Origin of the sequence: Corynebacterium sp. (genome assembly GCF_030538285.1) — a bacterium.
Classification (GTDB): domain Bacteria; phylum Actinomycetota; class Actinomycetes; order Mycobacteriales; family Mycobacteriaceae; genus Corynebacterium.
In genome coordinates this window covers 1-14465 of sequence record NZ_JAUNUG010000021.1, presented here as the reverse complement: position 1 = coordinate 14465, position 14465 = coordinate 1, and the positions used below count along the sequence as shown (strand labels likewise).

The 14465-nt window shown below is 67.3% G+C and carries 13 protein-coding genes; 5 read left to right on the top strand and 8 right to left on the bottom strand.

Features of this window, described 5'->3' with window-relative positions:
- Positions 1-2: 2 nt before the first annotated feature.
- Positions 3-995, bottom strand: a complete 993-nt coding sequence (locus tag Q4G50_RS08410; protein WP_303377208.1) for a hypothetical protein — start codon at positions 993-995, stop codon at positions 3-5.
- Positions 992-2077 (bottom strand): tRNA 2-thiouridine(34) synthase MnmA, encoded by a 1086-nt coding sequence (gene mnmA / locus Q4G50_RS08405; protein ID WP_303377207.1) that lies wholly within the window; start codon positions 2075-2077, stop codon positions 992-994. Before mnmA ends, Q4G50_RS08410 begins: the two co-directional genes overlap by 4 nt.
- Positions 2078-2292: 215 nt before the next feature.
- Between mnmA and Q4G50_RS08400 the strand changes: the two genes are divergently transcribed.
- The 3 genes from Q4G50_RS08400 to Q4G50_RS08390 are packed head-to-tail and all read left to right on the top strand — an operon-like array spanning position 2293 to position 4640.
- The gene (locus Q4G50_RS08400; protein ID WP_303377206.1) at positions 2293-3435 is read left to right on the top strand and encodes an AAA family ATPase; all 1143 of its coding nucleotides are present in this window, start codon (positions 2293-2295) and stop codon (positions 3433-3435) included.
- A gap of 24 nt (positions 3436-3459) precedes the next feature.
- On the top strand, positions 3460-4380 hold the full coding sequence (locus Q4G50_RS08395; protein WP_303377205.1) for a spermidine synthase: 921 nt from the start codon (positions 3460-3462) through the stop codon (positions 4378-4380).
- Between the two features lie 41 nt (positions 4381-4421).
- The gene (locus tag Q4G50_RS08390; protein WP_303377204.1) at positions 4422-4640 is read left to right on the top strand and encodes a hypothetical protein; all 219 of its coding nucleotides are present in this window, start codon (positions 4422-4424) and stop codon (positions 4638-4640) included.
- On the opposite strand, the gene Q4G50_RS08385 is transcribed toward Q4G50_RS08390, so the two are convergent.
- From Q4G50_RS08385 to Q4G50_RS08360, 6 genes are all read right to left on the bottom strand, one after another.
- Positions 4641-5756 carry a cysteine desulfurase family protein gene (locus Q4G50_RS08385; protein ID WP_303377203.1) on the bottom strand — a complete coding sequence of 372 codons (1116 nt, stop codon included), beginning with the start codon at positions 5754-5756 and terminating at the stop codon, positions 4641-4643.
- Positions 5757-6707, bottom strand: a complete 951-nt coding sequence (locus Q4G50_RS08380) for an electron transfer flavoprotein subunit alpha/FixB family protein (RefSeq protein WP_303377202.1) — start codon at positions 6705-6707, stop codon at positions 5757-5759.
- A 27-nt stretch (positions 6708-6734) separates the two neighbouring features.
- Positions 6735-7532 (bottom strand): electron transfer flavoprotein subunit beta/FixA family protein, encoded by a 798-nt coding sequence (locus Q4G50_RS08375; RefSeq protein WP_303377201.1) that lies wholly within the window; start codon positions 7530-7532, stop codon positions 6735-6737.
- 79 nt (positions 7533-7611) lie between these two features.
- Positions 7612-8760, bottom strand: coding sequence for an SAM-dependent methyltransferase (locus tag Q4G50_RS08370; RefSeq protein ID WP_303377200.1), 1149 nt, complete (start codon positions 8758-8760; stop codon positions 7612-7614).
- Positions 8760-9575 (bottom strand): NUDIX hydrolase, encoded by an 816-nt coding sequence (locus Q4G50_RS08365; protein ID WP_303377199.1) that lies wholly within the window; start codon positions 9573-9575, stop codon positions 8760-8762. The genes Q4G50_RS08370 and Q4G50_RS08365 overlap by 1 nt, the downstream gene beginning before the upstream one ends.
- A gap of 59 nt (positions 9576-9634) precedes the next feature.
- The gene (locus Q4G50_RS08360) at positions 9635-10474 is read right to left on the bottom strand and encodes an ABC transporter ATP-binding protein (protein ID WP_303377198.1); all 840 of its coding nucleotides are present in this window, start codon (positions 10472-10474) and stop codon (positions 9635-9637) included.
- 93 nt (positions 10475-10567) lie between these two features.
- Between Q4G50_RS08360 and Q4G50_RS08355 the strand changes: the two genes are divergently transcribed.
- On the top strand, positions 10568-12586 hold the full coding sequence (locus Q4G50_RS08355) for a maltotransferase domain-containing protein (protein ID WP_303377197.1): 2019 nt from the start codon (positions 10568-10570) through the stop codon (positions 12584-12586).
- Positions 12587-12684: 98 nt separating this feature from the next.
- Positions 12685-14465 (top strand): 1,4-alpha-glucan branching protein GlgB (glgB, locus tag Q4G50_RS08350; RefSeq protein ID WP_303377196.1); only part of this gene is annotated, 1781 nt, incomplete at its 3' end.

Genomic DNA, 14465 nt, shown 5'->3' with positions numbered 1-14465 from the left:
GGCTACAGGTCCCCGGCGTCGGTGCGCAGCATGTGGTCGACGATCCGGGCCATGCGGTAGGCGTTGGCGGCTCCGAGAAGTGTCCCCTCGAGGATCCCGGCGCGGGGGTGAACATCGATGCGCTCGGTGAGCCACTGTGGGTCCAGGCCCAGACGCTCCCAGAAACGCGCGACGGCGACGGCCCGCTCGCGGGGGCGCTCGTGGAGTTCGTCGACGCGATCGGCTGGGCCGGTAACACCCAGGCCGATGCGGGTCCCGGCGGAGATGGTGTGACCGAAGCCGTCGTACTGGGCGGTACCTTGAACCTGGTCGAGGGAGACGAGGACGGTCTCGGCGCGGGAGTCGCGGGCGACCTCCCACAAAGGCGCGTAGCCGGTCTGGTTGAGCAGGACCCGCTCCGCATCCAGCCCCTCCACGACACCCGCCAGGCGTTCGGCCAGGTCCCTCGGGTTGACGGGGCGGATGGGGTTGAAGCGGGTGGTACCGGGCAGGCCGGCGGCGATCTCGGGCAGCAACGATTCGTCGAGCTGGACCACCACCTCGGCGCGGAAGCGGCGGGCCAGCTCAGCGGTGTGGGCGTTGACGCCCTCGATGAGTGCCTCGGTGAGGTCACGCAGGGCCCCGGGGTCGGTGATCACCAGGTGGCCGCTGGCCAGCTCGATGGAGGCGGCCAGCGTCCAGGGTCCGGTGACCTGCACCTTGAGGTCGGGCACGGTGGTGCCCCAGGCTTCCTCGAGCTCATCGAGGTCCCGGTCGAGGAGATCGCGGGTGCGGCGCGTGAGCAGCTGCGGGCGGTCGGTCATGATCCATGAGCGCGGGCCGCGGTCGACGCTCACGGCCTCCAGCAGCGCAGCAGTGCGGCCCACTCCGTCGGCGCCGAGACCGCGGGCCGGCAGGTCAGGGACGTGCGGAAGGTCGCCGGTCTCGGAGCGGATGATGTCGGCGGCGTCGCTAAGCGAGGTGCCCGGCAGGGGCCCGAGGCCATAGGCGCTCACGCTGTCTCCGTCCCGCAGATCGTGCCGGACCCGAGGACGATATCGCCCTGACCATCCGGATCCGGCTGGTAGAGCACGGCGGCCTGGCCGCGGGCCACTCCCTGCAGGGGCTCGGCCAGGGTGAGCGTCATCTTATCCTCCCAGACGACGGCGCGGCAGGCCACCACCCCACCGTGGGCGCGGACCTGGACATGGGCATCGAACTCCCCCGCCATGTCCGGGTGGAGCACCTTGAGCCGGTCAGCGTGGATGACGCCGACAGACAGCGCATCGCGGGGACCGACGGTGACGGTGCCGCTGGCCGCGTCGATATCCGTGACGTAGCGGGGCCGACCATCGACGGCGGGATCGCGCAGGTCAAGGCCCTTGCGCTGGCCGATGGTGAAGTTCCAAGCACCATCATGGTCGCGCAGTTCGCGGCCGTTCTGATCCACGACCATGCCTGGCCGCAGCCCGATGCGCGAGCCGAGAAAGGCCTGGGTGTTGCCGTCCGGGATGAAGCAAATGTCGTAGGAGTCAGGCTTTTTCGCCACCGAGAAGCCGTGGCGGGCAGCCTCCTCGCGGATCTGCGGCTTCTCCGTGTTGCCCACCGGGAACAGACAACGGTCAAGTTCGGCGCGGGTAAGCACGCCGAGCACATAAGACTGATCCTTGGCTGGATCAACGCTGCGGCGCAGGTGCCCGGCGTCGTCGATAAGCGCATAGTGGCCGGTGGCCACGGCATCAAAACCGAGCGCCACCGCGCGGTCGAGCAGGGCCGCGAACTTGATCTTCTCGTTGCAACGCAGGCACGGATTCGGGGTCTCCCCGCGGGCGTAGGAATCCACGAAATCATCGATGACGTCCGCCTGGAAGCGGTCCGAGAAATCCCACACGTAAAAGGGGATGCCGAGGGTGTCGCACACCCGGCGCGCATCCGCCGAATCCTCCAGGGAGCAGCAGCCACGGGAGGACTCGCGCACGGTCTGCGGGTCACGTGAGAGCGCCAGGTGTACGCCGACCACATCGTGGCCAGCCTCCACCATCCTCGCGGCGGCGACCGCCGAATCGACGCCGCCACTCATCGCTGCCAGTACGCGCATACTTCCTCCCTTTCAGGTGTGCAGCGTAATCGCCCGCGCGGGCATTTCCGAAACTAGGCTGGGGTCATGTTCATCCTCCCTGACCTGATGTCCTCTGCCCACTCGATCTCTGAACTTATCGGCACGCTGATCTATCACCTGTTCCTGCCGCGCTACAACTAGATCTAAAAGATCTAAACTGCCAACGGAGTTCTAAAAGATCTAAACTCAGTGGCATGGTTAATCCTCTCCGGAACCCGTTCCGCCCCAGCTTCGGGGTCTCCCCCACGGTGCTCGCAGGCCGTTCAACCCTCGTGGATGCCTTCTCGCTCGGACTCGCCGAGGGGATCGGCAGCCCGTTCCGGACTTTGATCCTGTCTGGCGCCCGCGGAATCGGTAAAACAGTTCTCCTCAACGAACTAGAGGACACCGCTCAATCTCAGGGCTGGGTTCCCGTGCGTGCTTACCCGGGAATAGGCATGGTGGACACGCTTACCGACACCACCCTGCCCCACATAGCAGAAGAGCTGGAGGGACCATCCGGCAAAAGGATGCTCACCGGTATGTCCCTGGCGGGGATGGGGAGCATCACCTCGGTCGCTGATCCATCACACAGCGCACCAACCCCCACCTTGATCACCCGCCTCCGGCACGTCGCCGGACTCCTCCGCGACCGCGGCTCCGGCATCCTCATCACCCTCGACGAACTGCAGAGCGCCGACCCCCAGGACCAACACGTCCTGGCCACGGCGGTCCAGGATCTGATGAGGGACAACTACGACATCGCCTTTGCGGCAGCTGGCCTGCCGGCGGGCGTCGATAAGCTTCTACAACAGGAAGGAACGACGTTCCTGCGGCGTGCCCACCGCGTGGATCTGACCGTAGTGAGCGAAGACGAAGCACGGATCCTCTTCGTCGATACCGCACAATCGGGAGGCAGAGCAATGACCGCCGACGCCGTCGACGCTGCCGTATCCCTCAGCGCGGGATATCCCTACCTCATGCAGGTCGTCGGATCCTTGTCCTGGGCACGCGCCAATCAGGAGAAGTCGAACCAGATCACATCCCACCACATTGGATCAATCAGGGACAGTGCGGTGGAGAGGATCGGAATTCAAATCCACGGGCCCTCCTTCCGCGATGTCCCCGATCAACAGTTGGGCCTGCTCTACGCTCTGGCGGAGCTGTCCCCCGCGGGTGAGCCCGTGCGCACAGGCGCCATTGCCGAACACTTGGGGGTGCCGGCCAATGCCTTGTCGATGGCACGCAAGGCTCTTCTCGAACGTTCACTGGTCATAGTTCCGTCCTACGGCTTCCTCCAGTTCGCCCTCCCCTTCGCCGCGGATCACTTGCTGTCCAACCCCTCGCTCCGCCCCTGATCACACCGGCTACCATGATCATTCATGGCCCGCTCCCGGAGAAACCGCAAGAACCACGCCGACTCACCGTCGACCGGGGCGGCGGAGGGCACCTACGAGATCTCCACCGGCACCGCGGAGCTCGTCCCGGACACCTTCCACCCGGACGCCTGGACCCTCATGATCAACGGGGTGCCCAGCTCACATGTGCAGATCGGGCGCCCGGACGTCCTCGAGTTCGAGTACATGCGGTGGATCGCGGCGATCATTGAGCAGCAGGTCGACTCCCGCTTCGATCCCGCCTCCCTCCGCGTCACGCATCTGGGCGGTGCCGCCTGTTCGCTGGCACGCTACTTCGCGCACCTGTGGCCCTCCTCCCGCCACACCGTCGTCGAACTCGATGCGAAGCTGGCTGATTATGTCCGCGAATGGTTCGACATTCCCCGCGCCCCGACGGTGAAGATCCGCGTCGGGGAGGCCGGGGAGGTCACCCGCGGTTTCTATCCCGGCAGTCGGGAGATCATCATCCGCGATGTCTTTGCCGGTAACCGCACCCCGCTGGATCTGACGACGCCCGAGTTTTTCCGCGCGGTCCACGCCGCGCTCACGCCCGGCGGGTTGTACATCTCCAATTGCGGTGATTACTCCAGCCTCATCGGCACGAAAACAGAGCTGGCGGGCATGGCGGAGGTATTCGAGCACGTCGCGGTCATCGCGGATCCGCCGATGCTCAAGGGGCGCCGCTACGGGAACATGATCCTCATCGGCTCCGACCACGAGCTGCCCGCCGAGGGCTCGATCGCGGCTGCGCAGTTGGCCCGGGTGCTGCTGGGCGGGGCCGTTCCCGCCCACTACAAGGATGAGCGCTGGACGCGCGCGCTTTTCGACGGCACCCTCCCCCGCACCCTGGACGAGCGGCACGATCGTACCGATGTGCCGTCGACAAGCGAATCAAACAGCACCTAGAGCAGGAAAACGGCACGATCGTGCCGCCTTAAAGATGTGAGGTGACCCGTGGTTCGACCACCGGGCTCACCCGCCGCCGTTTCCTGATGTTTACTGATGACCTCGGTCTGCCCCGCTCCGTCGCGGGCACTGTCGCCGAGGGGGCGGTGCGCTTGACGGAGGATGCCGCCGAGCACATCCTGGACGCCGCCCGTTTCGATCCGCACCGCGCGCGGGACCTGCGGCGGGTAATTGCTTTCCGACGCCGCTCCTGGGACTGATCAGCCGGCCATCCCCGCCGACCGCGCCCGGGCCACCACATCCTCGATCACGGCGAGCACCGCGTCGACATCCGCGTCCGTGGAGGTACGCCCCAGGGTGAAACGCACCGCCCCTCGGGCGGCTCGTTCATTGACCCCCATCGACAGGAGGATTCGGCTGGCCCGGTTGACACCGCTGGCGCACGCGGAACCGGTGGAGGCGGCGATGCCGAGGGCATCGAGAAGCATGATGAGGCTGTCCCCCTCCGCGCCCGGGAACGACAGATGGAGGTGTCCGGGCAGCGCGGGCTCCGAGGTGTGCACCACCACATCATCCACCCGGGCCAGGATGCCCTCGCGCAGACGATCGCGCAGCGCGGACAGGCGCGTTTTTTCCGCGGCCATGTCGGTTACCGCCTCCTGCAGTGCCGCGGCCATGGCAGCGGCGGAGGCCACGTCCAGGGTGCCCGGGCGGATCCCCCGCTCCTGACCGCCACCGTGCAGCACGGGCGCGGGCGCGGGGCTGCGGCGGGCCAGCAGCAGTCCTGCGCTGCGGGGGCCGCCGAATTTATGGGCGCTGGCCGCCAGGGTGGTCGCCCCCAGCTCCCGGAATGAGACGGGCAGACGGCCGAGAACTTGCACAGCGTCCACGTGAACGGGGGTGCCCGCCGCCGAGGCCCGGGCGACGATCTCCGCGACCGGCTGCACCGCGCCGGTCTCATTGTTCGCCCACATGCACGCCGCCAGGGCAGCCGGTTCATCGAGCGCCGCCAGATCACTGACCCGGCCGTCGGCGACGGGCAGCCACACCACGTCCGCACCGAGGGCCTGCACCGTCTCATACACCGCCGAGTGCTCCAGAGGCGAGGTGACCACGCGTGTCAGGTCGGAGGCCCGGAACAGGCCGGTCACGGCCAGGTTGTCGGCCTCCGTGCCGGAACCGGTGAAGATGACCTCGACCGGGTCGGCGTCGAGAAGCTCGGCGATGAGGTCGCGGGCATCATCGAGCACCCGGCGGGCGGCGCGCCCGGCGGCGTACTGACCTCCGGGGTTGAGCATCCCGGCGTGCTCCACCCATGCATCAACGGCCACCTGCCGCATGGGCGAGGTCGCCGCGTGGTCGAGGAAGTGACGCATCTACCGTCGCCCCCGGATTTCCGCGATGAGGGCGGGCACGACCTCGTGGAGGTCACCGACGACACCGAGGTCGGCGATCTGGAAGATCGGGGCGTCCTCGTCGTTGTTGATCACCACGATCTTCTTCGCGGTCTGCATACCTGAAGTGTGCTGGATCGCGCCGGAGACACCCAGACCGATGTAGAGGTCCGGTGCCACGGTGACTCCGGTCTGGCCGATCTGATACGCGCCGTCATAGTAGTCGAGGTCGACGATGTCGCGGGTGACGCCGACGGCACCACCGAGCGCATCCGCCAGCTCTTCCGCCAGGGCCATGCCCTCCTTCGAGCCGATGCCGCGACCGGCGGCAATGACCACCTTCGCGGTGCTCAGGTCCGGACGCTTGCCACGACGGGCCAGGGAGAACCCGGTGACAGTGACATCCTTGGCGGTTGCACCGGGCAGCTCCAGAGCGGTCACCGCACCGGCGCCGGCCACGGGGGCGGCCTCCACCGCACCCGGGCGCAGGGTGTAGATGGGGCACGCGCCGCCGACAGCAGCGGACACCTGCACCTGGTCACCGAACACGGACTGGGAGGCGGTGCGGTCGGCGTTGATGCCCACCACATCGCACAGCACTCCGGACGCCAGGCGGGCGGCCAGCCGGCCGGCGATCTCATTGCCCGCGGCCCCGGCGGCCACGACGATGGGCCCGGGGTTGTGGGCGGCCAGCGCGTGCAGGGCGTCGACCTGCGGCAGCAGGTAACGGCGGTGGGTATCGGCGGATTCGGCGGCGACAATGACCTCGGCCCCGGCCTCGGCCAGGGCACGCTGGAGGGTCTCGGTGACACCGGGGATGCCGACGACGACTGCGGTGACCGCGCCCAATGGGCGGGCAGCGGTGATGAGCTCAGCGGTGACGGGGGCTACCTGGGAACCATCGTGCTCGACCAGGACGTAAACAGTGGACATGTGCATGCTCCTTTGTGAGGTCGAGGGCTAGAGGAACTTCTCTTCGGACAGGAAGTCGGCGATCTTGCCGGCGGCGACGCCGGAATCGGTGCCGCCGATGACGTCACCTGCAGTGCGCGCGGGACGCTGCGTGGCGCCGGTGACGGCGGTGGCAGCGTGCCCCAGTCCGACCTGCCCGGGGTCAACGCCGATCGAGGCCAGGTCAAGCACGGTGATCTCGAACTTCTTCGCGGCCATGAGTCCCTTGAAGTTGGGGAAACGCGGCTTCGGGGCCTTATCCGTCACGGAGATGATCGCGGGCAGCTGGGCGGAGAGCTCATAGCGGCCCTCGGCGGTTTCGCGGACACCGGTGACAGCCCCGTCCTTGAGCGCCACGGAGCGCACACCGGTCAGCGCCGGGAACTGGCGGTATTCGGCGAGGATGCCGGGCAATGCGCCCATGGCCCCGTCGGAGGAGGCGTTACCGGCGACAATCAGTGCCACGTCCTCGATGGTGTTGATGGCGTTGGTCAGCGCCCAGGTGGTGCCCAGCAGGTCGGAGCCGGCCAGCGCATCGTCGCGGAGGTGAACTGCATCGTCGGCGCCCATGGCCAGGGCCTTGCGCAGGGTCTCATCGGCCCCGGCGGGCCCCATGGTCACGGCGATGACGCGGTAACCAGCGTCGGGGTTGTCGTCGCGCAGTTGCAGGGCCTGCTCCATGGCGAACTCGTTGATCTCGTCGATGACGGAATCAACGTTGTCACGGTCCAGAGTGTGATCGGCCTCGAGTGTCTTCCGGGACCAGGTGTCCGGAACATGCTTGACGAGTACCACGATCGCGGGCATCGGCAGTCACCTTTCTAGGGGTTAGGGGAAGTCTGCAGAGAGTCTACGCTAGGCTCCGCCGGTACAACCAAGGCAACCCTTAGTTTCGGTGTTCGCGCGGCCCACACACGATGGCCACCCCTTGGGTGCCGATCCGTGTGCACACCACCGCCGCCGCGCGCGTGCCCTTCAGCTTGAGCTTCTTCCGCAGTACGTCCGGATCGACGTCCACACCGCGCACGAGGATCTCCAGCGAGCCGATATCCGGGCCCAGCGCCGCCTTGAGCTTTTTCAGCGGCACGATCTCCTGGATGGGAAAACCGCTGCGTCCAGCGGGAATGCGGTCGCCAGTGAGGTAGGCGATGCGTTCATCGAGCATCCACAATCCCTCCCGGGCCGCGTAGTGGCGCACGAGCCCGGCGCGCACGACTGCCCCGTCCGGGTCGATGAGATACCGTCCCGGTTCTGCCGCGCCGACATCATCCGGCTGGGAGTCTGTGAGCTGATCGACATGCTCGCCGCTGATGACTATTGCCTCACGCCGGGCACCCTCACTTAATCCTGGGGTATACAGACAGGCTTCTTTAACCCCGCCGTCGAGGGAGACGAGGCTCACCAGCCCCTCCCACCCGGAGAAGTCCAGGCCAGGCGCGCATTTCACGGCCATCTCCTGGCCGGGCCAGGCGTGCAGCAGAGCCGGCAGCGGCGGGAGCAGCTGATCAGGGCGGGTGATGCGCCTTCCCCCTGCCCGCCGGGCAGGATCCGCCACGATCACATCGGCGCCACGGCTGGCCGGCACCGTCGCATCCGCCCGGATGAGCCAGGCATTGGCACCCAGGTTGTGCCGTGCCATCGCCAGTCGGACCGGGTCCAGGTCGCTGCCCAGGTACGGCCCGCTTATCGACGCCCCCTCCGTCCCCACCGAGCACGTCACATCATGGATGAGTGCGTCCTCGCCCAGGATGCGCCGCAGGCGGGCGGCGCGTTGCGCCGCCACCGCCTGCGGCGTCGCTTGCTGGGCGGCGTCGAGGTCGGTGAGCCAGTGGGCGGGGAACTTGCCTCCGGCCGCCGCGGCGCGGCGGGCTTGGGCCAGCTCGGCGACGGCCCGACCATGTTCGCCGAAACGGGCGCGGAGGGCGGCGGCGTCGTCAAGCACAGAAGTGCGGGTGAATGAAAGCCCGGCGGTGGCGTCCACAATGTCGTCCGAGTGGGCCGCCAGGAAGGCGACCTCTGCGAGTGTGTAGGCCATCAGCGTTCGGGGCGGATCCGGTCCACCCACGCGGTGGTGAAGTACTCGGCGTAGCGGGGGTCATCGACGGGATCGCCGATAACCGGGGTGAGGTCGGCGGCATTGGCTCCGGCCAGGGCTGCGGCCGCCGTGGGGAACTGGGCGAGGAAGCTCAGCTGCGCCCAGGTCGGGATGGCGAGGCGGACGAGGCCGTGGCGCCAGCCGTCGAGAAGCAATTGCGGTGAGAACCAGCCGGCGTCATCGGCTTCGGAGGTCTCACCGTCCGGGGACTGGCCCGGCGGGGCGACGGCGACGAAAGACACGGTGTCGAACCAGTGCATCTCGCGCCAGCCCCCGACCCAGCGGGCCCAGGGGCGCGCCAGATCGGAGCACACGCGCAGGTCGCGGCGGGTGAGCATGTCCGTCAGCGAGATCCGGTGGGAAATCAGGTCCACCCGGTCCTGGTGATAGGGGGTGACATCCGTGATGGGTTCCCCGTTGCCGTGGACGGCCAGGAGCGTCCCGGTCTCCTCGAAAAGCTCGCGCACCCCGGCGAAGACGACGGCGTGGGTCTGCTCCGGGCTCAACCCCAGGCGCTCCGCCAGCTGCTCGACGGGCTGGCCGGTCCACAGATCCGAAGTGTCCCACGTGCCGGAGGGAAAATCACGGCTGTCCACTCCCCCGCCCGGGAACACGGTCATGCCCGGATAGTTACGCATCGTGGACACCCGCTCCTGCGCCCACACCTGCAGGCCATCCGCGGAATCGCGGACCAGGATGATGGTGGTGGACAGCCGTGCCTGGTCGTAACCAGTGGGCGCCTTGCGCTGGGGCATGCCTTCACCTCCCTGGGAATGCAGCAGTACTTGCGGTCTCAGATCAGTCTAGGTGGCTGTCACGCCCGGTGCGCCGGACGACGGCGGGTGCGGCGGGCGAAGTAGCGCTCCCCGATGCGGGAAACCTCGATGGGCTGATGGAAGGCCTTCGAGAGGTTCTCACTGGTCAGCACATTATTGATGAGGCCCTGGGCGACGACGGCGCCTTCGTCGAGAAGCATGGCGTGGGTGAACCCGAAGGGGATCTCTTCCACGTGGTGGGTGATCATGACGATCGCCGGGGCATCCGGATCCATCGCCAGATCCCCGAGGTAGCCAACGAGGTCCTCGCGGCCGCCGAGATCCATGCCCGCGCCCGGCTCGTCGAGGATGAGCAGCTCGGGGTTGGTCATCAGTGCCCGGGCGACGAGCACGCGCTTGCGCTCACCCTCCGACAGGGTGCCCCACGTGCGGTCCTGCAGATGGTAGGCACCGACCTGGTCGAGGATCTCATGGGCCTGCTCGAAGTCGATCTCCTCGTACTCCTCCCGCCAGCGGCCCAACACGGCATAACCCGCGGAAACCACCAGGTCGCCGACCTTCTCATTGTCCGGGATGCGGTTACCCAGCGCCGAGGACGACACGCCGATCGAGGCCCGCAGATCCCGCATGTCGGTGCGGCCCAACTGCTCGCCCATGACAAAAGCACGGCCCGAGCTGGGGAACTCCTCGGCGGCGGCCATGCGGATAAGCGTGGTCTTACCGGCGCCGTTGGGGCCGATGATCACCCAGCGCTCGTCCAGCTCCACCTGCCACGTCACGGGGCCGACGAGGTTGCGTCCCCCACGCTTGAAGGTCACGTCGCGGAAATCGACCAGCAGATCCTCGTTGGTCTCGTTGTAGTCAGTCACATCCCCCATTGTGGCCGATTTTGTTGCTCCCCTGTGGAACTGACACAGCTGGACTAGGCTCGTTGGGGTAATTCGAACCCCTCACTGTGGAAGGTGCAGCACATGACCGGTCGACTCGGAATCGATGACGTCCGCCCCCAGATCACCGGGCGGCAGTACCCCGCCAAGGCCGTCGTCGGTGAGGTCGTCCCCGTCACCGCCTTGGCCTGGCGCGAGGGCCATGACGCCATCGCCGCGACGCTGAACATCACCCCGCCCGAGGGGGAGACCGTCGCCATCGCCATGACGACCGATCCGCACAACCAGGACCGCGTCCACGGCGTCTTCGTGCCCGACGCCCCCGGCCTGTGGACCTTCCGCATCGACGCCTGGTCGGATGTCTTCGCCACCTGGCGCAACGCCGTCACCAAGAAGATGGACGCCGGCCAGTCCGCCGCTGAGCTGGCCAATGACCTCGCCCACGGCGCGGACCTCTTCGACCGCGCCGCTGCCAATGCCCCGTCGACCGTGTCAGGGGTGCTCAAGGATGCCGCCACCGCCCTGCGCGACGAGGAGCTTTCCCTGGACAAGCGCGTCGAGACCGGCCTGTCCGAGGTCGTCACCGCCGTCCTGCACCGCCACCCCCTGCGCGAGCTGCTGACCAAGGGCCCGGTCTGCGAGCTGCTCGTCGAGCGCCGCGACGCGCTGGTCAACTCCTGGTACGAGCTGTTCCCCCGCTCCACCGGCGGCTGGGACGAGGAAGGCAACCCGGTCCACGGCACCTTCGCCACCACCGCCGACGCCCTCGAGCGCGTCGCCGCCATGGGGTTTGACACCGTCTACTTCCCCCCGATCCACCCCATCGGTGAGATCAACCGCAAGGGCCGCAACAACACCCTGACCCCCGAGCCGCACGACGTCGGCTCCCCCTGGGCCATCGGCGCCAAGGAAGGCGGCCACGACGCCGTCCACCCGGAGCTGGGCACCGAGGAGGACTTCGTCGCACTGCTTAAGCGCGCGGAGGAGCTCGGCCTGGAGATCGCCCTCGACCTGGCCCTGCAGGCCGCCCCGGATCACCCCTGGGCCACCGACCACCGTGACTTCTTCACCGTGCTCGCCGATGACACCATCGCCTACGCCGAGAACCCGCCGAAGAAGTACCAGGACATCTACCCCATCAACTTCGACAACAACCCCAAGGCCGTGTACGAGGAGGTCTACCGGGTGGTCAAGCACTGGGTGGACCTGGGCGTGCGCACCTTCCGCGTGGATAACCCGCACACCAAGCCGGCCAACTTTTGGGAGTGGCTGATCCGCGAGATCCACAAGACCGACCCGGATGTCATCTTCCTCGCCGAGGCCTTCACCCGCGCCCCGCGCCTCTACGGCCTGGCCAAGCTCGGCTTCTCCCAGTCCTACACCTACTTCACGTGGAAGACCTCCAAGGAGGAGCTCACCCAGTTCGCCTCCGAGATCCGGGACGCCGCCGACTACTCCCGCCCGAACCTGTTCGTCAACACCCCGGACATCCTCCACGAGTCCCTGCAGGTCGGCGGCCGCGCCATGTTCGCCGCCCGCGCCACCCTCGCCGCGACCCTCTCCCCGCTGTGGGGCGTGTACTCCGGCTACGAGCTCTACGAGTACGAGCCGGTCGCCCAGGGATCCGAGGAGTACCTCGACTCCGAGAAGTACGAGCTGCGTCCCCGCGACTTTGAGGGTGCGCTGGCCTCCGGCGACTCGCTCGAGCCGTACCTGACCCTGCTCAACCACATCCGCCGCGAGAACCCGGCGTTGCAGCAGCTGCGCAACCTGCACTTCCACGACGTCGATAATGAGCAGATCCTGGCCTACTCCAAGGTCGACCCCGCCACCGGCAATGTCGTGCTCGTCGTGGTCAATCTGGACACTTACCACACCCAGGCCGGCACCGTGCACCTCGACCTGGAGGCCATCGGCCAGCACCCGGGTGCCACCTTCCCGGTGCACGACGCCGTCACCGGCGCCACCTGGACCTGGGGCGAGCACAACTACGTCCAGCTCACCCCCGAGTTCGACGTGGCGCACATCCTCGTCCTGCCGACCGTCCCGGCCGACGCCCGAGAGGCCCTCGCCTGGCGCAACGTCAGCGATTACCGCGCCTAGCACCCCCTGCACTCCTGTAGCGTCAGGAGTGTGACAGGTGGTGCCACGCAACACCACCGCCTTTGACAAATTCAACATCCCACCTGTGAGGTACCTCCATGAACGACGCCTATGGGCTCGACCAGAAACTGCTCATCCCCGATGCGGATCTGGAGCGCCTGCGTAACTGCAGCCACCACGCGCCCCACGACTTCTACGGATGGCACGCCGTGGAGGGAGGGTCGGTCATTCGTACCCGCCAACTCGGGGCCGTGCGCGTGGATGTGCTCATCCACAATGAGGCCCGTGAGGCCACGCCCATCGGCGATGACATCTGGGTGCTGGGCCTGCCCGATATCTACACCCCGGACTACCGCCTGCGCATCACCTGGCCGGATGCCGAGCCGGTCGTCATGGCCGATCCCTATGCCTTCCTGCCGACCCTGGGCAACCTGGATCTGCACCTGATCTCCGAGGGCCGCCACGAGCGCCTGTGGGATGTCCTCGGCGCCAACGTGCGTTCCTACGAGACCGCGCTGGGCACCGTCAAGGGCACCTCCTTTGCCGTGTGGGCCCCCAACGCGGAAGGTGTCGCCGTGGTCGGTGACTTCTGCGCCTGGAACAACAACCAGTACCCGATGCGCTCCCTCGGCTCCTCCGGCGTGTGGGAGATCTTCATTCCCGAGCTGGGCGCCGGCGACACCTACAAGTTCGCCATCCAGACCAAGGAAGGCCACCGCCGCGACAAGGCCGACCCGCTGGCCAAGGGCACTTTGGCCCCGCCGGAGACCACCTCTGTCATCGTCGACTCCCGCTACGACTGGTCCGACGGGGACTGGATCCGCCAGCGCTCGGAGAAGGACATCATCAATGAGCCGATGTCCATCTACGAGGTGCACCTGGGCTCCTGGAAGATCGGCAAGGGCTACAAGGAACTGACCACCGAACTGGTCGACTACGTCGCCGAGCAGGGCTTCACCCACGTCGAGCTCATGCCCGTCGCCGAGCACCCCTTCGGTGGTTCCTGGGGCTACCAGGTCTCCGGCTACTACTCCCCGACCGCCCGCTGGGGTGACCCGGATGAGCTGCGTGCTCTCATCGAGGCTTTCCACAACCGGGGCATCGGCGTCCTCGTCGACTGGGTGCCGGCGCACTTCCCCAAGGATGACTGGGCCCTGGCCCGTTTCGACGGCCCCGCCCTCTACGAGCACCCGGATTGGCGCCGCGGCGAGCAGAAGGATTGGGGCACCTATGTCTTCGACTTCGGTCGCCGCGAGGTGCGCAACTTCCTCGTCGCCAACGCCCTGTACTGGATCGAGGAGTTCCACATCGACGGCCTGCGCGTCGACGCCGTGGCCTCCATGCTCTATCTCGACTACTCCCGCGAACACGGCGAGTGGGAGCCCAACCAGTACGGCGGCCGCGAGAACCTCGAGGCGGTGCAGTTCCTCCAGGAGATGAACGCCACCGTCCACCGTGCGCACCCGGGGGTGCTCACCATCGCCGAGGAGTCCACCTCCTGGCCGGGGGTTACCGCCCCCACCGAGCACGGCGGCCTGGGCTTCTCCCTGAAGTGGAACATGGGCTGGATGAACGACACCCTCGAATACTTCAAGCTCGACCCGATCCACCGTAAGTACCACCACAACGACATCACGTTCTCGATGATCTACGCCTACTCCGAGAAGTACGTCCTGCCCTTCTCCCACGACGAGGTCGTCCACGGCAAGGGTTCCCTGTGGGGCCGTATGCCGGGCGATGACTGGAACAAGGCTGCGGGTCTGCGCGCGCTCTACGGCTACATGTTCTCCCACCCGGGCAAGAACCTGCTGTTCATGGGCCAGGAGTTCGGCCAGACCGGCGAGTGGAACGAGGCCTACTCCATCGACTGGTCCAACCT

Bases quoted from the DNA above. Each gene is read 5' to 3' on its own strand.
- Q4G50_RS08400 (WP_303377206.1), top strand. From the start codon at position 2,293: ATGGTTAATCCTCTCCGGAACCCGTTCCGCCCCAGCTTCGGGGTCTCC.
- Q4G50_RS08365 (WP_303377199.1), bottom strand. From the start codon at position 9,575: ATGCCCCAGCGCAAGGCGCCCACTGGTTACGACCAGGCACGGCTGTCC.
- Q4G50_RS08395 (WP_303377205.1), top strand. From the start codon at position 3,460: ATGGCCCGCTCCCGGAGAAACCGCAAGAACCACGCCGACTCACCGTCG.
- Q4G50_RS08355 (WP_303377197.1), top strand. From the start codon at position 10,568: ATGACCGGTCGACTCGGAATCGATGACGTCCGCCCCCAGATCACCGGG.
- Q4G50_RS08380 (WP_303377202.1), bottom strand. From the start codon at position 6,707: ATGTCCACTGTTTACGTCCTGGTCGAGCACGATGGTTCCCAGGTAGCC.
- Q4G50_RS08375 (WP_303377201.1), bottom strand. From the start codon at position 7,532: ATGCCCGCGATCGTGGTACTCGTCAAGCATGTTCCGGACACCTGGTCC.
- Q4G50_RS08385 (WP_303377203.1), bottom strand. From the start codon at position 5,756: ATGCGTCACTTCCTCGACCACGCGGCGACCTCGCCCATGCGGCAGGTG.
- mnmA (WP_303377207.1), bottom strand. From the start codon at position 2,077: ATGCGCGTACTGGCAGCGATGAGTGGCGGCGTCGATTCGGCGGTCGCC.
- Q4G50_RS08370 (WP_303377200.1), bottom strand. From the start codon at position 8,760: ATGGCCTACACACTCGCAGAGGTCGCCTTCCTGGCGGCCCACTCGGAC.
- Q4G50_RS08360 (WP_303377198.1), bottom strand. From the start codon at position 10,474: ATGGGGGATGTGACTGACTACAACGAGACCAACGAGGATCTGCTGGTC.